Source organism: Pseudomonas sp. Bc-h (assembly GCF_002080045.1).
Classification (GTDB): domain Bacteria; phylum Pseudomonadota; class Gammaproteobacteria; order Pseudomonadales; family Pseudomonadaceae; genus Aquipseudomonas.
The window spans coordinates 186736-206093 of sequence record NZ_MUIN01000006.1 but is presented as its reverse complement, the minus strand read 5'-3'; the positions used below and the strand labels follow the sequence as shown (position 1 = coordinate 206093).

The following is a 19358-nucleotide window of genomic DNA, read 5'->3' as shown; positions in this document are numbered from 1 at the left end:
CCTACCCAGCCCCGTGAAAAATCCGACTGCTCTATCAGACGCGATCATTACTGTCGAGATATGGCGGTCAGTGCGCTTTGCGTATACTGCACCGATGTTTTCCCCATCCGATTTCCGCCCACGCTGTGCCAAGTGGCTCATCGCAACCGGAATCTTCCTGCTGCTCGGCGCCTGTGTTGAGAAACCCAACACACTGGAACGAGTCAAGGAGGATGGCGTTCTGCGCGTCGTCACCCGCAACAGCCCGGCCACCTATTTCCAGGATCGCAACGGTGAAACCGGTTTCGAGTACGAACTGGTCAAGCGTTTCGCCGACGATCTGGGCGTGGAACTGAAGATCGAAACTGCCGACAACCTTGACGATCTGTTCGACCAGATGAACAAACCCGGCGGCCCGGTATTGGCAGCTGCCGGTCTGGTCAGCACCGAAAACCGCGCCAGACAGGTGCGCTTCTCGCATTCCTATCTTGAAGTCACGCCGCAGGTCATCTATCGCAACGGCCAGTCGCGCCCCACCGATCCGGGCGATCTGGTCGGCAAGCGCATCCTGGTACTCAAGGGCAGTAGCCACGCCGAGCAACTGGCGGCGCTGAAGGTCAAGTATCCCGGCATCAGTTATGAAGAGTCCGATCAGGTCGAGGTGGTTGACCTGCTGCGCATGGTCGATGAGGGCCAGATCGACCTGACCCTGGTGGATTCCAACGAACTGGCGATGAACCAGGTGTATTTCCCCAACGTGCGCGTCGCCTTCGACCTCGGCGACGGCCGCGATCAGCGCTGGGCCGTAGCGCTGGGCGACGACAACAGCCTGCTCAACGAGATCAACAGCTTCCTCGACAAGATGCAGAAGAACGGCATGCTACAGCGGCTCAAGGACCGCTATTACGGCCATGTCGACGTTCTCGGCTATGTCGGCGCCTACACCTTTGCCCAGCATCTGCAGGAACGTCTGCCCAAGTACGAAAAACACTTCCAGTCCGCAGCCAAGGCCGAACAGGTTGACTGGCGCTTGCTGGCCGCGATTGGTTATCAGGAATCCCTGTGGCAACCCGCGGTGACCTCCAAGACCGGCGTTCGCGGCCTGATGATGCTCACCCAGAGCACCGCGCAGGCCATGGGCGTGTCCAACCGGCTGGATGCCAAACAGAGTATTCAGGGCGGCGCGAAGTATTTCGCCTACGTGAAGGATCAGCTTGAAGACACTATTCAGGAGCCCGATCGCACCTGGCTGGCGCTGGCGTCTTACAACATTGGCACCGGCCATCTTGATGATGCGCGCAAGATGGCGGAAAGCGAGGGCCTGAACCCGAACAAATGGCTGGACGTGAAGAAGATGCTGCCGCGTCTGTCCCAGAAAAAGTGGTACAGCAAGACTCGCTACGGCTATGCCCGAGGCGGTGAGCCGGTCAGCTTCGTCGCCAACATCCGCCGTTATTACGACATCCTCACCTGGGTCACTCAGCCGCAGCTGGAAGGCAGCCAGGTGGCGGAAGGCAATCTGCACGTGCCTGGCGTCGACAAGACCAAACCGCCGGAGGAAAAAGCCCCGCTTTAGTCTTTTGTCGATGCTGAGGTCGGGGGCTGATCCGTTAGCTGCGGGGATGCTTTTTGTTCTGGCTAACGCCAGACCTGTTTCGACTTCGTCGAGTTACTTGAAAGCACCAAGTAACCAAGTGCCTGCGCCCCCTTCCCGGCCCGACTTCGTCGGGTTCCCTGCGGCGGCGATCTCAAGGACCCCACCGCCGGCAAGCCGGACTGCTACAGGAAGGTGTCGTGCTTTTGATTTGTTTTTGATCTTAATGCGCAATGGCACAGACACCGCCAAACGCGACTTGGGTGCAGGCTGAACGCAGGTCTCGCGGAGTGGGTCGAGCCGCATGGATGCGGCGAGAGGCGTGTGGGCCATGGATGGCCCATTCACGCCGGGCCCACGGAGCGAGACCGGAGTGAAGGAAGTCTGACGAAGTCAGACCCCAGCCAGGAGTAAAAGCCCTTGGTTACTTGGGGCTTTTCCAAGTAACTCGACGAAGTCGAAACGCTTCTGCCGTTAGGCAGAACCGGGGATAGGATGAGCGCCATTAAAATAGCGGCGTACACAAATCCCAGAGCTAAGACCTCGCCCTTCTCATCCTGAAGAACTCGCTCAGCATCGTGCCGCACTCCTCGCCCAGCACCCCGCCTTCGAACAGCACGCGATGGTTGAGAAACGGCTGACTGAAGAATTGCCCCTGGCTCTGCACCACACCCGCCTTGGGCTCGGTGGCGCCGTAGACCACACGCGTGATGCGTGAATGCACGATCAAACCTGCACACATGCTGCAAGGCTCCAGCGTGACATACAGCGTGGCGCCCGGCAGGCGATAGTTGCTCACCGCCTGAGCGGCATTGCGAATCGCGACCATCTCCGCGTGGGCGCTCGGGTCGCTGCCACTGATAGGGCAGTTGTAACCCCGCCCGATGATCACGCCATCCTGAACCACAACCGCACCCACCGGGACCTCTCCCAGCATTGCGCCCTCGGAGGCCAGAGCCAGTGCTTCGCGCATGAAATGTTGATCGCGGCTGCGATCAATGATTTGCGGCTGCCGCATTACGAAACCTCGATAGCTGCCATAAGACCGGTTTCCATGTGATCGATCACATGGCAGTGGAACATCCACACGCCGGGATTATCCGCTACCAACGCGACCCGTGCGCGCTCGTTTCGTCCTAACAGATAAGTGTCGGTGAAATACGGGATCACGTCCTTGCGGTTGGACGCGATCACCTTGAAGCTCATCCCGTGCAAGTGAATGGGATGCTGATACTGAGTCATGTTCTTGAGTTCGAAGATGTAGCTTTTGCCCTTTTCAAGTTTCGCAATCGGGCGGTCGGCGCAGGTCTTGTCGGTGATGTCCCAGGCCTGGCCGTTGATCTGCCACAGGCTCGGCGGTTTGCCCTTGGCAGTGACCGACATCGAACCGACCCATTCGAAATTGAAATTCAGCTTCTCGGCGTTGGCCAGATCGGGCTCGGCCACCGGATTGGCAGGCAACTCGGGAGGCCATTCCCCCGGCGCGTCATTGCTGTCCACCGAACGAAAGGTCCCCAGACGCACCGGCCCGTTACGCAACGCAAGCTCTTCACCCGCCGCTGGCGCCTTGATCGCCAGACAGATGCGCATGCCGGGCCCCAGCCAGTAATCCTTGCCCAGGGCGCGCGGCTTGACCGGATTCCCGTCGAGCGCATAAATCATCGCCTCGGCACCCGGCAGATTCAGGCGATAGGTCACGGTGTTGTCGAGGTTGAGAATGCGCACACGGGTGACCTGCCCGGCTGGCAGTTGAATGACGCCCTGCGGCACGCCATTGATGGTCGAGAGTCGCCCCGCAGTGCCTTCGCGAGCGGCCTCGCGGGTCACGCTGAAATCGGTGAAAGCGCCCTGCTCGTCCACGTGCCAGCTCTTCAGGCTGACCACCCGCTCGTGAGCGAAGCCGGTGGGATCTCGCTCCTCGATGATCAGCGGGCCGACCAGGCCGCGACCCAGCTCTTCGCTGCTGCTGACGTGAGGGTGATACCAGTAGCTGCCGGCATCCGGTACGCGGAAGTTGTAATCGAAATACTCACCCGGCTTGACCGGCAACTGCGACACATAAGGCACGCCGTCCATCTCCAGCGGCAGACGGATGCCGTGCCAGTGAATGGTGGTCTCAACCGGCAACCGGTTGATGAAACGCACCCGCAGCCAGTCGCCCTGCCTCACGCGCAACTCGGTGCCCGGCGCCGTCGCACCAAACGCCCAGGCGGGCGTCTTGAAGCCTGGCACCAGCTCAACGTCCAGCGGTGCGGCGATCAGTTCGTAATCGTGTCCTTCTCCCGGGCCCGTGCGCCCCAACCAATAACGCGAAGCTCCGCCTGCGCCCAGCCCAACCACGGCAAGACCAGCCAGACCTCCGAGAATTTGTCGACGAGTGAAAGACATCAGCGAGAACACCTGGACGATAGAAGCGAATGAACACGCGCAACTGAGAGCACCTGCGAGGGGCGAATACGATACACCTGCATTTACGGAAAATTAAGAGAAGTCAGGTGCGGTACATATTTAGTACCAATTGAGTCATGTCGATGGAGACGCTATGCGCTCATTCAACAAGGACGACGAATATGCCCTCCCACCCCCCGCCCCTGAACGACACTCCAGCCGATCACGCCCTGTTAAAGGAGATCGCCCTGAAACTGGTACTCCGCTGTCCGGACATGCGTGAACTGGCGCGCAAGGCCGCCCTCGACATCCTGCGCAAGCACGATCTCGAACACCTGCAACCCGACGCCGTCTACTGGCACCGATTTGACAGAAGCCTTAGCAGCCACCGCACGTTTAGTGGTTGGCAGCATATGAGCCGGCCGATCGAATCGTTGACGCTGCCGCAGCTGATCATGCATCGCTTTAACGCCAATGATCAGGACAACGCCGATAACCTGCAGATGATGGGTGGCTTTTACACCGCCGGGCCCGATGCCGAAGTGTTCGACGAGACCAACGAAGTGCCCCTGCTGCCCCAGTCAGTCATGAAGGAGCTCTGGCCTCTGGACTTCAAGACACACTTCACCAATCGAATGGCAGCGTTCTGGAAAGACTGTGCAGATGATTTTCGAACCCTGGCCAAAGCCAATTTCATTGGTAAGGCAATGGAAGAGCTTGAAAGCGGCAGGCTCGGCAGAGAGCAGTTCGACACGCTGATGAAAGCGCTGGGCCTGAATCTTGCTCAACCCATCGGGCTGTCCATGTTGCAAGCGCACACGCCTCTGGGCAGTGACGTACGCGTGGCAACGCTGGACATTGCCGGTTATGAAGCAAGCGACATCCTGCGCTTTGTGCAAAGCAGCGGACGACAATTTCTCTACCTGCCCGGCGAGACCGACGCCTTCCACGTCTTCGAGACAGCGGATGATCTGCAATGGTGGCTGATGACTCACACTGATCACGCGGACAATCGGGCGCAGTTCATGTCTCACTTTCCGCTGTCCACGCACAGCGAAAGCGGCCGAGGCGTAGGCTTGAACCACGCTCTGGATCTGATGTTCAGCAATTGGGGCCCGCACGCGAAGAAAATAGTCAACAGCACCGATCGAACCGTGACCGGGGATCCATTCACGCACCTTCGCGACGCGTCCAGAACCCGAATGCACGCCGATGCCGATTTTGCGTTGCACTCCAATGGTGAAATCCGCAAACAGATGTGGATCGGCTACTTGCAAGCGTTCGGCAAGGTGTTCGGTGCCATGGCCGCCATTGACTGGCCGATAGCGCTGGCAGTCGTGGGCGCAGGTTTGGCCGATGTCGGTCTGAACATCGATCAGGCTATCCATGCCCACACCACCGCCGAACGCAAACAGGCCGTTACCTGCGCAATCCTCGCAAGCATCGACGTCCTGTTCAACAGCCTGTTTCTGTTGAGAGGAGCGGATCTCGGTTCGACCGAAGTTGCCGCCGACAACGTACCGCGCGAACTGCCAGAGCCCAGGGAGGCGCCAGGTCCATCATCCTTCATAGAAGATGAGAAGCCTTTGGGGCCAGACCCGAGATCGCCCGTAGAACATAATGAATTGCTGACCTCGTTTGAAACCAACGAAGTGCTCGACGGATACGGCCCTCCTGCGACCGAAGGCCCCATGCGGGGCGTCTACCAGAACGCGCGCGGGGAGACCTATGTTCCGGTAGGGGACTTCATCTACCGGGTTCGTTACGCCTCGGAATTGAACACTTGGGTCATCGTCCACCCGAAAAGTCCGTTCTCTTTCTACCGCAGCATCCCCGTGCGACTCGACGCTGCCGGAAAATGGCAGCCTGGTGCCGCCATGGGGTTACGTGGTGGTGGCCAGGTATTCGGAAAATGGCTTGAGCAAGGACCCTCTACCTCGGCAACCGCTGGCGCACTGCCAACCCGGTACGACATACCCCAAGAGTTGAGAGAGGCTTTGCGAGCCGACATGGAAAGCCCCAGCGACAAACCTTTTGTCGGTTACGTTGGCCTTTCCGAGGACCGGAGCGCCCTCAAGGCTTTTTTCGGCATGCGTGAAAAGCTGCTGACAGATGCCAGGGCCTTTCATGGGCAACAGCGGTGGCCCGAGCGCCCGTCATTGCCGGACATACCACCCCACTCATCGCCAAAAGTCGCGCTCAGCCAGCTTTACGAAGAGGCTTCAGGCGTGGTGATTGGCGAGAGCCACAACAGCATCGGCAGCAAAAAATTTCTCATCGACAACATGCCGTTGCTGGCGAAGCAAAAAGTCAGGACCTTGTACATGGAGCATCTCCTGACCGATCTGCATCAAGCGGACCTGGATGCTTTCGCCAAGACCGGAAACATGCCGGAAAAACTGAAGGCGTATCTCGAAGATCTCGACGCCGGCCACCACACCGACGCAACTGGCACTTATACATTTCTGAATCTGGTAAGGGCGGCACACGAAAATCACCTTCGCATTCGTGCCATCGACTGCATGAGCAGCTATCGAGTCGCAGGAATGCCCGACCCGTACGGAACGCTGCGGATGGAAATGATGAACTACTTCGCCCACACCGTCATAAGTGCAGACCAGGCAGCATTGGGGGGAGGTCGCTGGGTGGCGCTGGCCGGCAACGCCCATGCGAATACCTTCAAAAGGGTTGCGGGCATCGCAGAGCTGGAGGCGGCAATCGGTCTGCGGATCGAAGATGTCGCCCCAGGGGAGCCGCACGGTTTCGAGCCAGACCCGGGTCAAGACATGAAAAATGAGCTGGGCCGCCCTGCCGGCCGGGTCAAAAGCGACCTGCGACTGCAAATGGAAGTCGCGGCACTCAAGCCTGTGCGGCCAACCCAGAGCACCTCCATCGAATCCCGACTGAGACGTCCCGGTACCTTCATCATCCAGCGGAACAATCCGCCGCAGATGATTCACCGCAGCGGCAGCGGCTCGATCATCCGCACGCCGATCAAATTTGACGGCAGCCGCGTCTACATCGAGCGCCCCAAGTGGGCGTATATCAGCGGGCGTCGCTTCAAGAGCCTCAAGGAACTGGCGACCGCACTGAGCCTGATCGGCATGCGGCAAGTCGCCTGACGCAAAAAAGCCGGATGACCCCGAGGGGCGCATCCGGCTTTCAAGAGAGTCGCTGAAGGTTTGTTACCAAGCCTTCAGAGATGCTCGGGGATCATTCCCACTCAATCGTCGCAGGCGGCTTGCTCGACACGTCGTAGGTGACGCGGGAGATGCCTTCGATTTCGTTGATGATGCGGCCGCTGACGGTTTCCAGCAGTTCGTAAGGCAGGTGCGCCCAACGTGCAGTCATGAAGTCGATGGTTTCGACGGCGCGCAGGGCGACGACCCAGGCGTAACGACGACCATCGCCGACCACGCCAACCGATTTCACCGGTTGGAACACCACGAATGCCTGGCTGACCTTGTGGTACCAGTCGGCCTTGCGCAGCTCTTCGATAAAAATGTGGTCAGCGCGACGCAGCAGGTCTGCGTATTCCTTCTTCACTTCGCCGAGGATGCGTACACCCAGGCCCGGCCCCGGGAACGGGTGACGGTAGACCATGTCGTACGGCAGGCCGAGCTCCAGGCCCAGACGACGGACTTCGTCCTTGAACAGTTCACGCAGAGGCTCGACCAGTTTCAGGTTCATCTCTTCCGGCAGGCCGCCCACGTTGTGGTGCGACTTGATCACGTGTGCCTTGCCGCTCTTGGCGCCAGCGGACTCGATCACGTCAGGGTAAATGGTGCCCTGCGCCAGATACTTGATGTTGTGCAGCTTGGTCGATTCGGCGTCGAACACGTCGATGAAGGTACGACCGATGATCTTGCGCTTCTTCTCCGGGTCGCTTTCGCCAGCCAGGTTGTTGAGGAACTGATCTTCGGCGTTGGCGCGGATCACTTTGACGCCCATGTTTTCGGCGAACATGGCCATTACTTGCTCGCCTTCGTGCAGACGCAGCAGGCCGTTGTCGACGAAGACGCAGGTCAGCTGATCGCCGATAGCCTTGTGCAGCAGCGCTGCGACCACCGAGGAGTCGACACCGCCAGACAGACCCAGCAGCACGTTGTCGGTCCCGACCTGAGCGCGAACCTGCGCGATGGCGTCTTCAGCGATTTTCGAAGGTGTCCACAGCGCTTCACAGCCGCAGATGTCGAGGATGAAGCGCGAGAGGATGCGACCGCCCTGCTTGGTGTGGGTCACTTCCGGGTGGAACTGCACGCCGTAGTAACCACGGGTGTCGTCAGCCATGCCGGCGATCGGGCAGCTCGGGGTGCTGGCCAGAACGTGGAAGCCTGCAGGGATTTCGGTGACCTTGTCGCCGTGGCTCATCCACACGTCCAGACCGAAAACGCCGTCAGCGTCGACGTGGTCTTCGATGCCATCCAGCACGCGGCTCTTGCCGACGACGTCGACACGGGCGTAACCGAATTCACGCAGTTCGGAACCTTCGACGCGACCACCGAGCTGTTCGGCCATGGTCTGCATGCCGTAGCAGATACCGAAGACTGGAACGCCCAGATCGAACACGGCTTGCGGGCAACGCGGGCTGTCGGCGACGTGCACGGACTCAGGTCCGCCGGCAAGAATGACGCCTTTTGGAGCGAATTCGCGAATCGCTTCGTCGTCCATGTCGAACGGGTGCAGTTCGCAGTAAACACCAATTTCGCGCACACGGCGGGCGATCAGTTGGGTGTACTGGGAACCGAAGTCGAGGATCAGGATGCGGTGGGCGTGAATGTCGAGGGCCATAAGTCATTCTCGTCGAAAATCAGAAACAAGACGGGGCTGTGTTGAACAGCCCCGCTACACAATTCTTTTGAAACGCGCCCGAAACACCAGGCGCATTCCAGATCAACCTACGCGATAGTTCGGCGCTTCCTTGGTGATCTGCACGTCGTGGACGTGAGACTCGGCCATGCCGGCGCCGGTGATGCGGACGAATTCAGGCTTGGTGCGCATTTCCTGAATGTCGGCGCTGCCGGTGTAGCCCATGGAGGAACGCAGGCCGCCCATCAACTGGTGAACGATGGCAGTCAGCGAGCCCTTGTAGGCAACGCGGCCTTCGATACCTTCCGGTACCAGTTTTTCAGCACCTTCCGAGGAGTCCTGGAAGTAGCGGTCCGAAGAACCTTGCGCCTGGGACATCGCACCCAGCGAACCCATGCCGCGGTACGCCTTGTACGAACGACCCTGGAACAGTTCGATCTCGCCCGGTGCTTCTTCGGTACCGGCGAACATCGAGCCCATCATCACACAGTAGGCGCCGGCCACGATGGCCTTGGACAGGTCACCGGAGAAACGGATGCCGCCATCGGCGATCAGGGGAACGTCAGTACCTTCCAGTGCGGAAGCGACGTTGGCGATGGCGCTGATTTGCGGTACGCCGACGCCAGCCACGATACGGGTGGTGCAGATGGAGCCAGGGCCGATACCGACCTTGACGCCGTCAGCGCCCGCTTCGACCAGCGCGCGAGCAGCAGCGCCGGTGGCGATGTTGCCGCCGATGACCTGTACGTCAGGGAAGTTCTGCTTGACCCAGCGAACGCGGTCGATCACGCCTTTGGAGTGACCGTGAGCGGTGTCGACGACGATGACGTCAACGCCGGCAGCGACCAGAGCGCTGACGCGCTCACCAGTGTCTTTACCGGTACCGACAGCTGCGCCGACGCGCAGACGACCTTGATCATCCTTGCTGGCCAGCGGGTAGGCTTTGGATTTCTCGATGTCCTTGACGGTCATCATGCCCTTGAGCGCGAACTTGTCGTCGACGATCAGGACTTTTTCCAGACGATGCTTGTGCAGCAGGTCGCGAACTTCGTACTTGTCGGCACCTTCGCGGACGGTGACCAGACGCTCTTTAGGCGTCATCACTTCGCGGACAGGGACGTCAAGACGGTTTTCGAAACGGACGTCGCGAGAGGTCACGATGCCGACGAGCTCGCCGTCGTGCAGGACCGGTACGCCGGAAATGTTGTGTTGACGGGTCAGTTCGAACAGATCACGAACCGTGGCATCCGCCTCGATGGTGATCGGGTCCTTGACCACACCCGCTTCGAACTTCTTGACCTTGCGCACTTCGGCAGCTTGCTGCTCGACGGTCATGTTCTTGTGGATGATGCCGATGCCACCTTCCTGAGCCATGGCGATTGCCAAACGGGCTTCAGTGACGGTGTCCATAGCGGCGGAAACGAGGGGGATGTTCAGTTCGATGCCACGGGTCAATCGGGTTTTCAGACTGACTTCGTTGGGAAGCACCTCGGAATAACCGGGCACAAGGAGAATGTCGTCGAATGTAAGGGCTTCTTGGCTGATACGCAGCATCGCTGGGCTCCCGAGCGGGAAAATGGAAGCGCGCCATTATACCCAGACACCTGCCCTTGCTCAATGTAAAGATCAGGCTATTTCATAATCAAGACGATGGAGCCGCTCTATCGCTCTTATCCGCCGTTATAAGCGGACTTTGACGAACGACACCGGACGATCCAGACGTTCGGCGAACTCTTCCACAAAGCTGGCCTTGAACCCGGCATCCAGCCAGTCATTGAAGATGAACCCCAGGTTGGAAAAGCCGCAGGGGTCGAGGAACAGGAAGCCGTTGATGTCGTCTTCGTGGCGGCATTCCGGGCAGATGAAATTATCGGTATGGCCCGGCATCCACTCTTCGAGGCTGTCGAACAGCGCCTCACCGATTTCACGTCGACACTCCGGGCAACCGGCCTCCTCCTTGAAACCCTGCTGCGGCGTATAGATGCAGCGCTTGAGCACGATCTCCAGGCCATTGACCGGCTGACCGTAAGGCAGGGCTTCAGGGTTTTCGACGAAGCGCCGCGCACCGGGCGCAATGGCGTAGGCCATGCGATTGAAACTGCGCCCGCAGGTGGTCAGCGACTCCTCGACCACATTCAGCTTTACCAGCCAGCGCAGGATCGCCCGTGCCTTCGCGTCATGCGCAGGAAAGCTGGAGATTTGCGGGACGATGATGCTTTGGGTGTTCATGACGAGCCTGGCTGACGTTGAATCGGGGGCGGCAGCTTAATACCACCGTCAACAACGTCAAGTATGGCTTTCAGCCGGCGAGGTAGCGAGCGATGAGCGTGATCCCGCTGATCAGTACCATCCAGGTCACCAGACGCACGAACATCTCCCGTGACAGGCGCACGACCAGATGACGGCCGATCCAGGAACCGACAATCATTGCAGGCAGTAGACAGACCGCCAGCAGTAACAGGGAAATCTGCGCATATACCCCAGTGATCACGAACAGGCTCAGGCGCACGATGGTGCTGCAACTGATCAGGGCATTTTGCGTGGCGCGGGCCTGGGTCTTGTCGGTCAGACGACCATTGAGATAGATCGCATATAAGAAGCCGCCACTGCCGAACAGCGCACCGAACAGGCCGCCCACGGTACCCATTGGAATAGACCAGCCCGCCGACAGTTGGGTCGGACGCACTTTTACCGCCAGGCTGTAGATCGAATAGCCGATCAGAAACAGGCCCATCAATAGCAGCAGAACGTCGGACTTGAGATTGAGCAGAAACAACACGCCCAGCGTACAGCCGACCGCCATGCACGGCACCATTCTGAGCAGTTCCGAACGCACCACCGATTGCCGCGACGGCAGCAGGTGGCTGAACGCCGCGAGGAAATCCAGCATGACCAGCAACGGAATGATCCGGGACAGCGGCATGAAATGGATCAGCACAGGGCCTGCGACCAAGGCCGTGCCGAATCCGGCGATGGCAAACACCAGATAGGCCGCGATCACGCCGCCTTCTATAAAGAGCCAATCGAGCGGCGTCAGGCCCAATTGGTTGAAGGCTGCTGAAAGGTCGGCAAAGGTGGCGAGCATTTTTCCTCCATGGACGGGCGAAAGCGGCACAGCATACTCGAACTCGCGGACACGACAGCGTGCCCCAATGCCTTTATCATGCCTGCCATGATCAAAGACCCCTTCGCAAGACTCGGCCTTGACCGGGAAGTCCTCACTGTCAGCCAGCTCAACGGCCGCGCGCGCGTGTTGCTGGAGGACGTTTTCTCAAGCATCTGGGTCGAGGGCGAGATTTCCAACCTGTCGCGCCCGGCCTCCGGCCACGTCTACTTCACGCTCAAGGACTCCGGCGCCCAAGTGCGTTGCGCGCTGTTTCGGAGCAATGCGGCCCGGGTGCGTCAGGCGCTGAAAGACGGTCTGGCAGTGAAGGTGCGCGGCAAGGTTTCGCTGTTCGAAGGCCGCGGCGACTATCAGCTGATCCTCGATACCATCGAACCCGCCGGCGATGGCGCATTGCGTCTGGCCTTCGATGCCTTGAAGGAAAAACTCAGCGCCGAAGGCCTGTTCAGTGCCGAGCGCAAGGTTGCCCTGCCCTTGCACCCGCAACGCATCGGTATCATCAGTTCACCTACCGGCGCCGTGATTCGCGACATCATCAGCGTGTTCCGCCGTCGTGCGCCGCAAGTCGAACTGACGCTGATCCCTACTGCCGTGCAAGGCCGGGAAGCCATCAACCAGATCGTGCGCGCCCTGAAACTGGCGGACGCACGCGGCTTCGACGCATTGATCCTTGCTCGCGGGGGCGGCTCGCTGGAAGACCTCTGGTGTTTCAATGAAGAAGCCGTGGCGCGCGCCATCGATGCCTGCGTGACACCTATCGTCAGCGCGGTCGGACACGAAACCGATGTTTCCATCAGTGACTTCGTCGCCGACGTCCGCGCCCCGACGCCTTCCGCTGCCGCAGAGCTGCTGGCGCCTGACTCCAGCGACCTGCACCGGCGCGTCGAAAGCCTGCAACGGCGGTTGATCAGCCGCATGCAGGATCGTCTGATGCGTGAACGACTGCGTCTGGACGGTATCTCGCGGCGTTTGCGTCACCCGGGCGAACGTCTGCGCCAGCGCGCGCAACGCCTGGACGATCTGGACATGCGGCTGCGCCGGGCTTTCGAGCAACAGATGCACAAGCGTCAGGTGCGCATGAGCCATCTTGAAAGCCGTCTGGCCGCGCAACATCCCGGACGCACGCTGGCGTTCCTGCGCCAGCGCCTGGATGTATTGGCCGAGCGCTTGCCGCGAGCGATCAAGGAAAACCTCAAGACGCGCCGACTGCAACTGCAGAGTCAGGTGCAGACGCTGAACGTCGTCAGCCCGTTGGCAACACTGGGTCGCGGCTACAGCATCCTGCTGGACGAGCGAGGCAGAGCCATTCGCGCCGCCGAACAGACCCATACCGGCCAGCGCCTGACCGCCAGACTCGCCGAGGGCGAGTTGCGAGTGCGGGTCGAGGACAATCACCTGACGCCCGTTACCCTTTCTCTTCTGGACTGATCGATGCTGCCCTTCATTACTCGCTCCCTGGCTGGCGTCGCGCTGGCCCTTTGCGTGACGCTACCGGCCCACGCCGACAGCTATATCTCGCGCCTGTTGAACAAACCAGTGCCAGGAGGTGTTGCGGTGGTCGATCTTGGCCCCGCAGCCCAGGCACCGAAAGCCACCTGGCAGGGCAAACCGGTGCTGGTGGTCAAGGATCAGGACGCGCGCTGGCTGGCGATCGTGGGTATCCCGTTGACGATCAAACCCGGCACCTCGCAACAGGTGAACAGTGGCGGCCGCAATCTGCCATTCAGCGTAGGCAGCAAGAAATACCCCGAGCAGCACATCACGCTGAAGAACCAGCGTCAGGTCAATCCGAATCCGGACGACCTCAAACGCATCGAGCAGGAGCTGGACGTACAAGTCCGCGCTTATCGCAGCTTCACCCCCGGTACGCCGAGCAATCTGTTGCTGGACAAGCCGGTCGATGGCCCGATGTCGAGCAAGTTCGGCGTACGCCGCTTCTTCAACGGCGAAGAGCGCAATCCTCATGCAGGGCTGGATTTCGCCGTTCCGGCGGGCACACCGATAAAGTCCCCGGCTGCGGGCAAGGTGATTCTGATCGGCAACTACTTCTTCAACGGCAACACAGTGTTCGTCGACCACGGTCAGGGCTTCATCAGCATGTTCTGCCACATGTCGAAGATCGACGTGAAAGTCGGCGACGCCGTGCCGCGCGGTGGCGTGGTCGGACGCGTTGGCTCCACAGGCCGAGCCACTGGTCCGCACATGCACTGGAACGTCAGCCTGAATGATGCACGAGTGGACCCGGCAATCTTCATCAACGCGTTCCAGCCGTAGCCATGTCCATCAGCGCTTCGATTTGCGCCGAGCCTGGATGCTCGGCAATTAAATCTCGAAAAGACGACCACATAAGCTACAAAATCTCTTAACAGCGAGATAACCGGAAACTTCTCCCAATTTTTTCCAACTGCTTGCCAGCTTTCACCCTATTGGTTACGTTTGGACATATGAAAGCCTCTCAAAACCTCATCCTGCTGCGTCAACACCGCTGCCTCAGTCTCGTCAGTGCACGACTGCCAGGCTAAATCGCGGTGCCTCGACCAACACTTCGTATTAAACGGCTGGCCGCCTTCTTTCGGCCCTGAATACAAAAAGGATTATTCACATGACCATGCTCAAAGATCCCTCGCAGAAGTACCGCGCGTTTCCTGTCATCGACCTGCCCGACCGTACCTGGCCTTCCAAGACCATTACCGAAGTGCCGATCTGGTGCAGTTCCGACCTGCGTGACGGTAACCAGTCGCTGATCGAGCCGATGGATGCGGTCAAGAAACTGCGTTTCTGGAAAACCCTGGTGCAGGTCGGCGTGAAAGAAATCGAAGCGTCCTTCCCGGCGGCATCGCAGACCGACTTCGACTTCGTACGCACCCTGATCGAAGACGGCCACATCCCGGACGACACCACCATTCAAGTGCTGACTCAAGGCCGCGAAGACTTGATCGCGCGTACTTTCGAATCCCTGCGCGGTGCCAAGAAGGCCATCGTTCACCTGTACAACGCTACCTCGCCATCCTTCCGTCGCATTGTCTTCAATCAAGACAAGGACGGTATCAAGGCCATCGCGGTCAACGCCGCCAAGCTGTTCGTCAAATACGCCGCCCAGCAGCCGGAAACCCAGTGGCAATTCGAGTACTCCCCTGAAACCTTCAGCGCCACCGAACTGGATTTCGCCAAGGAAGTCTGCGACGCCGTGATTGAAGTGTGGAACGCTACGCCGCAGAACAAGGTGATCCTCAACCTGCCTGCGACCGTAGAGGTGGCGACGCCGAACATCTATGCCGACCAGATCGAGTGGTTCTGCCGCAACATCAGCCGTCGTGACAGCGTGATCATCAGCCTGCACACCCACAACGACCGTGGCACCGGCGTTGCCGCCACCGAACTGGGCCTGATGGCTGGCGCGGATCGCGTCGAAGGTTGCCTGTTCGGCAACGGCGAACGCACCGGTAACGTCGATCTGGTGACCGTCGCCCTGAACATGTACACCCAGGGTCTGAATCCGCAACTGGACTTCTCCGACATTGACGGCGTGCGCAAGGTCGTCGAAGAGTGCAACCAGATTCCGGTTCATCCACGTCACCCGTATGTCGGCGATCTGGTTCACACCGCCTTCTCCGGCTCGCACCAGGACGCCATCCGCAAGGGCTTTAGCCAGCAGAAGGAAGGTACGCTGTGGGAAGTGCCTTACCTGCCCATCGACCCGGCGGACATCGGCCGCAGCTATGAAGCTGTCATTCGCGTGAATAGCCAGTCCGGCAAGGGCGGTATTACCTACCTGCTCGAACAGGAATACGGCATTTCGCTGCCACGTCGCATGCAGATCGAGTTCAGCCAGGTGGTTCAGGGTGAAACCGACCGTCTGGGCCTGGAGATGACCGCCGAGCAGATCTACTCGCTGTTCAAGCGTGAATACCTGCAAGCCAACAAGCCGTACGCGTTGGTCAGCCATCGTCTGCAGGAAGAAAACGGCCACAGCGCCGTGGAAGTAGAAGTTGCCGCCAAGGGCGACGGCGAGAGCAACCTGCACTGGCGCGGCAAAGGCAATGGTGCTCTGGAAGCTCTGGTTGCCGGCCTGCCAGTCAAGGCGGAAATCATGGACTACAACGAACACGCCATTGGCGCAGGCACCACGGCCAAGGCCGCTGCCTACATCGAACTGCGTGTGGATGGCGGGCGTGCGGTACATGGCGTAGGCATCGATGAAAACATCACCACCGCCAGCTTCAAGGCCCTGTTCAGCGCGCTGAACCGTGCGCTCTTGCAGGCAGAGGCCGCCGCCGAAGCTGCTTGATCGAGACGCTAGACCTCTAACGGTCCGGCTTCGATCTCAAATGCTCCACCATCGGCAAGCCGGACTGATACAGGAATGGTGTTTGAACCGGAAATAAAAAAGGCCCTGAAGCAGACGCTTCAGGGCCTTTTCATTGGAGCGGGATGGGTCAGGCAGTGGTATTGACGCTGCCCTTCATCAACTCCATCAACGAAGCCTGCTGGGCGCCTAATTGCGCCATGGTTCCGGAGATCTGTTGCTGGATCGCCATGACCTGCGCCGCCTTCTCTTGCTCAGGCGCCTTGCTGCTTTGAGCGGCAGCCAATTGCTGCTGCTGTTGCTCAAGCATCTTCTGGGTCTGTTTGATCTGCTCCTGCAACTGCTTGATCGCCTGTTCGCGCGGCGTGCCCCCGCCTTCAGACTTGCTCGCCCCCGCCGCCTTCGGCTCTTCGTAGACGTTGCCACGCAGGTTCACGCTGGCCGTGGTCGCGTCGCTCTTGGTGGATTCGTCATTCTTGAAGCCAACGGAAAACGCGCTGGAGTAGGTACTCAACGAACTCGTATTGATCGTGGTCATGATGAACTCCTTGTTTAGTGCACTTTGTATCGGCCAGCTTACAAAGAACTGAAGGTCATCATTTCGCGCGCGCGAAAATGCTCCACAGCCTTGGGCCATGGAGCGGTTCTGCGGCGGATTGTCAGGCGGTGGTGTTGATGCTGCCGGATTTCTGCAGTTGAACCAGCGCCGCTTCCTGAGTGGCCAGGCTGGCGGTCGTGGTGGAAATCTGCCCCTGGATCGCCATGACCCGCTGGGATTTCTCTTCATCCGAGCCTTTTCCGGCCTGAGCGGCAGCCAGCTGCTGCTCCTGTTCCTGCAGGCGCTTTTCGGTTTCCTTGATCTGCTGCTCCAGCTTCTCGATGGCCTGCTCGCTTTCGCTGGAGGAATCAGAAGTGCCGCCCGCTCCGCCGGCGCCACCTGCACCGCCAGCAGCGGTCGTGCCGGATGCGGACGTAGTTGCAGCGGCAGCGGTGGTCGAGGTGTCGTCGCTGTCAGCCGTAGCGGTCGTGGTGTCTTTCTTGACCGCAACGGTGAAGCTGCTGGAGTAAGAAGTGAGTGAGGAAGCGTTGATGGTGGTCATACCGATCTCCTGTATTGGTACAACGCTATCGACCGCGCCCCCTGCAAACTCTATGAACTTAGTGTATCTCGAATGTATCAGCGTCGAGATATGCCGGGAATTTGTGCCGGTACGCCGACAAGCTTTCGGCAGACAGACTGACGTGGAATACGCCATCGGCCTCGCCGATGTTCAGCAGGCTTTCACCCTGGAAGTCCAGCACCTGACTGTCACCGGTGTAGGCAAAACCCTTGCCGTCCGTGCCAATGCGGTTGACGGCTGCGACATAACACAGGTTTTCGATGGCCCGCGCCGGCAACAAGCGGTTCCAGTGCTGACGGCGGGCTCCCGGCCAGTTCGCCGTGTACAACAGCAGATCGGTATCCTGCGCGCCGCGACTCCACACCGGGAACCGCAGGTCATAACAGATCAGCGGACGAATCCTCCAACCCTTGAGTTCGAACTGCACCTGACGCTCGCCCGGGCTGTAATGCTCGTGCTCGCCCGCCATGCGGAACAGGTGACGTTTGTCGTAATGCAACAACTCGCCATCAGGGCGCGCCCACAGCAAGCGGTTGCGATGGCTGCCATCGGCTGCACGCACGATGATGCTGCCGGTGACCACTGCATTGATGCGTTTGGCCTGCGCCAGCAGCCACTTGGACGTAACGCCGTTTTCCGGCTCGGCGAGGGTTTCGGAATCCATCGAGAAACCGGTGGTGAACATCTCCGGCAGAATCACCAGATCGGCGCCTTGCGCCTGCTCCAGCAATTCTTCGAAGTGCGCATGGTTGGCCTTGCAGTCGTGCCAGACCAGCGTGGTCTGCACCAGCGCGATGTTCAGATTCGACAGGTTGCTCAGATCGCGCATAGTTTTTCCGCTGCCTGACGCAACGTCTCCTCTCGCTTTGGAAAGCACAGGCGAATGATGCGCTGGCCTTCAGGCGGGCTTTGGTAAAACACTGAAATCGGAATGCTCGCCACGCCATGTTCGCGGGTCATCCACAGGGACATGTCGACGTCGTTGAGGTCGGGGCGAATCTGCGAATAATCGACCAACTGGAAGTAGGTGCCCGACGCGCGCGTGAAGGTGAAACGCGACGACTCCAGGCGATCGCAGAAGAAATCACGCTTGGCCTGGTAGAACGCGGGCAACTCCTCGACATGCTCGGGACACGCGGCCATGAAATCGGCCAGCGCCCATTGCAGCGGCGTCACGCCACAGAAACCTACGAATTGGTGGATCTTGCGCATCTCGGCAGTCAGCGCGGGGGGCGCGACCAGATAGCCGGTTTTCCAGCCGGTGACGTGGTAGGTCTTGCCGAACGAGCTGACCACAAAGGCACGCTCATACAACTCTTCGTGGGCCAAGACGCTGGCATGCTTGACGCCATCGAACACCAGGTGCTCGTAGACTTCATCGCTGACCAGATAAATGTCGCGATCACGGATCAATGCTGCCAATTGATCCAGCTCGCTGCGAGTGATCAGCGCACCACTTGGGTTGTGTGGCGTGTTGATGATGACCATGCGAGTACGCGGACTCAGCGCAGCGCTGAACTTCTCCCAGTCGATGGAGAAGTCGCCATCCTTGAGCTGCACATGCACACAGCGACCACCGGCCAGTTCAACCGAAGGCTCGTAGCTGTCGTAACTTGGATCGAAGACGATCACTTCGTCGCCTGCACGCACCACAGTCTGGATCGCACAGAAAATCCCGTGGGTGGCACCGGGGGTGATCGTGACCTCGGTGTTCATGTCGACCTGACGCCCATAAGAGCGGGTGATCTTCGCGGCAACCTGCTCACGCAAGGCAGGCAGCCCGGCCATCGGCGCGTATTGGTTATGGCCGTCCATGGTGTGGCGGCAAAGAGCCTCGCGCAGTGCGTCGGGGCCGTCGAAATCGGGAAAACCCTGAGAAAGATTGATCGCCCCGGTTTCGGCTGCAAGCTGGGACATCACGGTAAAGATGGTGGTGCCAACGTTCGGCAATTTGCTGGTGATCATGGGGTTTTCCTGCTCCACACCCGGCTCCAGAACGGCACGGGGTCTCGCAGGATAGCCCAGATGTCAGGCACA

The 19358-nt window shown here is 59.6% G+C and carries 15 protein-coding genes; 5 read left to right on the top strand and 10 right to left on the bottom strand.

Translation table 11 applies throughout. The features are described 5' to 3' along the window. Positions 1 to 94 precede the first annotated feature (94 nt). Positions 95 to 1555: a membrane-bound lytic murein transglycosylase MltF gene (gene mltF / locus BWR59_RS11500; protein ID WP_081565756.1), complete on the top strand. Its 1461-nt coding sequence runs from the start codon at positions 95 to 97 to the stop codon at positions 1553 to 1555. Positions 1556 to 2108: 553 nt separating this feature from the next. Here mltF and tadA read toward each other — a convergent pair. After that, the gene (gene tadA, locus BWR59_RS11495) at positions 2109 to 2591 is read right to left on the bottom strand and encodes a tRNA adenosine(34) deaminase TadA (protein WP_081565755.1); all 483 of its coding nucleotides are present in this window, start codon (positions 2589 to 2591) and stop codon (positions 2109 to 2111) included. Further along, positions 2591 to 3961, bottom strand: a complete 1371-nt coding sequence (locus tag BWR59_RS11490; RefSeq protein ID WP_081565754.1) for a multicopper oxidase family protein — start codon at positions 3959 to 3961, stop codon at positions 2591 to 2593. The genes tadA and BWR59_RS11490 overlap by 1 nt, the downstream gene beginning before the upstream one ends. 275 nt (positions 3962 to 4236) lie before the next feature. On the opposite strand from BWR59_RS11490, the gene BWR59_RS11485 reads away from it, so the two are divergent. Then, positions 4237 to 7083, top strand: a complete 2847-nt coding sequence (locus BWR59_RS11485; RefSeq protein ID WP_168184478.1) for a membrane-targeted effector domain-containing toxin — start codon at positions 4237 to 4239, stop codon at positions 7081 to 7083. 91 nt (positions 7084 to 7174) lie between these two features. Here the strand turns inward: BWR59_RS11485 and guaA are convergent, their stop codons facing one another. From guaA to BWR59_RS11465, 4 genes are all read right to left on the bottom strand, one after another. Next, positions 7175 to 8752, bottom strand: coding sequence for a glutamine-hydrolyzing GMP synthase (guaA, locus tag BWR59_RS11480; RefSeq protein WP_081565752.1), 1578 nt, complete (start codon positions 8750 to 8752; stop codon positions 7175 to 7177). Between the two features lie 102 nt (positions 8753 to 8854). After that, positions 8855 to 10324: an IMP dehydrogenase gene (guaB, locus tag BWR59_RS11475; protein WP_081565751.1), complete on the bottom strand. Its 1470-nt coding sequence runs from the start codon at positions 10322 to 10324 to the stop codon at positions 8855 to 8857. Between the two features lie 126 nt (positions 10325 to 10450). Further along, the gene (locus BWR59_RS11470) at positions 10451 to 10999 is read right to left on the bottom strand and encodes a sugar ABC transporter ATPase (RefSeq protein WP_081565750.1); all 549 of its coding nucleotides are present in this window, start codon (positions 10997 to 10999) and stop codon (positions 10451 to 10453) included. Positions 11000 to 11069: 70 nt separating this feature from the next. Next, positions 11070 to 11855, bottom strand: coding sequence for a sulfite exporter TauE/SafE family protein (locus tag BWR59_RS11465; protein ID WP_081565749.1), 786 nt, complete (start codon positions 11853 to 11855; stop codon positions 11070 to 11072). Positions 11856 to 11942: 87 nt separating this feature from the next. On the opposite strand from BWR59_RS11465, the gene xseA reads away from it, so the two are divergent. The 3 genes from xseA (at position 11943) to leuA (ending at position 16182) form a co-directional block, all read left to right on the top strand. Next, on the top strand, positions 11943 to 13322 hold the full coding sequence (xseA, locus tag BWR59_RS11460) for an exodeoxyribonuclease VII large subunit (RefSeq protein ID WP_081566026.1): 1380 nt from the start codon (positions 11943 to 11945) through the stop codon (positions 13320 to 13322). A 3-nt stretch (positions 13323 to 13325) separates the two neighbouring features. After that, positions 13326 to 14168: a peptidoglycan DD-metalloendopeptidase family protein gene (locus BWR59_RS11455; protein ID WP_081565748.1), complete on the top strand. Its 843-nt coding sequence runs from the start codon at positions 13326 to 13328 to the stop codon at positions 14166 to 14168. Between the two features lie 328 nt (positions 14169 to 14496). After that, positions 14497 to 16182: a 2-isopropylmalate synthase gene (gene leuA, locus BWR59_RS11450; protein ID WP_081565747.1), complete on the top strand. Its 1686-nt coding sequence runs from the start codon at positions 14497 to 14499 to the stop codon at positions 16180 to 16182. A 148-nt stretch (positions 16183 to 16330) separates the two neighbouring features. Here leuA and BWR59_RS32785 read toward each other — a convergent pair whose 3' ends face one another. From BWR59_RS32785 to BWR59_RS11430, 4 genes are all read right to left on the bottom strand, one after another. Then, entirely contained in the window at positions 16331 to 16738 is a 408-nt protein-coding gene (locus BWR59_RS32785; protein WP_230981993.1) for a hypothetical protein, read from the bottom strand. Between the two features lie 121 nt (positions 16739 to 16859). Then, on the bottom strand, positions 16860 to 17300 hold the full coding sequence (locus tag BWR59_RS11440) for a hypothetical protein (RefSeq protein WP_081565746.1): 441 nt from the start codon (positions 17298 to 17300) through the stop codon (positions 16860 to 16862). Between the two features lie 58 nt (positions 17301 to 17358). Beyond that, positions 17359 to 18150 carry an amidohydrolase gene (locus BWR59_RS11435; RefSeq protein WP_081565745.1) on the bottom strand — a complete coding sequence of 264 codons (792 nt, stop codon included), beginning with the start codon at positions 18148 to 18150 and terminating at the stop codon, positions 17359 to 17361. Then, positions 18138 to 19286 carry a pyridoxal phosphate-dependent aminotransferase gene (locus tag BWR59_RS11430; RefSeq protein ID WP_081565744.1) on the bottom strand — a complete coding sequence of 383 codons (1149 nt, stop codon included), beginning with the start codon at positions 19284 to 19286 and terminating at the stop codon, positions 18138 to 18140. Before BWR59_RS11430 ends, BWR59_RS11435 begins: the two co-directional genes overlap by 13 nt. Positions 19287 to 19358 lie beyond the last annotated feature (72 nt).

Excerpts from the sequence above, each read along its gene's own strand:
- mltF (WP_081565756.1), top strand. The coding sequence starts at position 95 with ATGTTTTCCCCATCCGATTTCCGCCCACGCTGTGCCAAGTGGCTCATC.
- tadA (WP_081565755.1), bottom strand. The coding sequence starts at position 2,591 with ATGCGGCAGCCGCAAATCATTGATCGCAGCCGCGATCAACATTTCATG.
- BWR59_RS11490 (WP_081565754.1), bottom strand. The coding sequence starts at position 3,961 with ATGTCTTTCACTCGTCGACAAATTCTCGGAGGTCTGGCTGGTCTTGCC.
- BWR59_RS11485 (WP_168184478.1), top strand. The coding sequence starts at position 4,237 with ATGCGTGAACTGGCGCGCAAGGCCGCCCTCGACATCCTGCGCAAGCAC.
- guaA (WP_081565752.1), bottom strand. The coding sequence starts at position 8,752 with ATGGCCCTCGACATTCACGCCCACCGCATCCTGATCCTCGACTTCGGT.
- guaB (WP_081565751.1), bottom strand. The coding sequence starts at position 10,324 with ATGCTGCGTATCAGCCAAGAAGCCCTTACATTCGACGACATTCTCCTT.
- BWR59_RS11470 (WP_081565750.1), bottom strand. The coding sequence starts at position 10,999 with ATGAACACCCAAAGCATCATCGTCCCGCAAATCTCCAGCTTTCCTGCG.
- BWR59_RS11465 (WP_081565749.1), bottom strand. The coding sequence starts at position 11,855 with ATGCTCGCCACCTTTGCCGACCTTTCAGCAGCCTTCAACCAATTGGGC.
- xseA (WP_081566026.1), top strand. The coding sequence starts at position 11,943 with ATGATCAAAGACCCCTTCGCAAGACTCGGCCTTGACCGGGAAGTCCTC.
- BWR59_RS11455 (WP_081565748.1), top strand. The coding sequence starts at position 13,326 with ATGCTGCCCTTCATTACTCGCTCCCTGGCTGGCGTCGCGCTGGCCCTT.
- leuA (WP_081565747.1), top strand. The coding sequence starts at position 14,497 with ATGACCATGCTCAAAGATCCCTCGCAGAAGTACCGCGCGTTTCCTGTC.
- BWR59_RS32785 (WP_230981993.1), bottom strand. The coding sequence starts at position 16,738 with ATGACCACGATCAATACGAGTTCGTTGAGTACCTACTCCAGCGCGTTT.
- BWR59_RS11440 (WP_081565746.1), bottom strand. The coding sequence starts at position 17,300 with ATGACCACCATCAACGCTTCCTCACTCACTTCTTACTCCAGCAGCTTC.
- BWR59_RS11435 (WP_081565745.1), bottom strand. The coding sequence starts at position 18,150 with ATGCGCGATCTGAGCAACCTGTCGAATCTGAACATCGCGCTGGTGCAG.
- BWR59_RS11430 (WP_081565744.1), bottom strand. The coding sequence starts at position 19,286 with ATGATCACCAGCAAATTGCCGAACGTTGGCACCACCATCTTTACCGTG.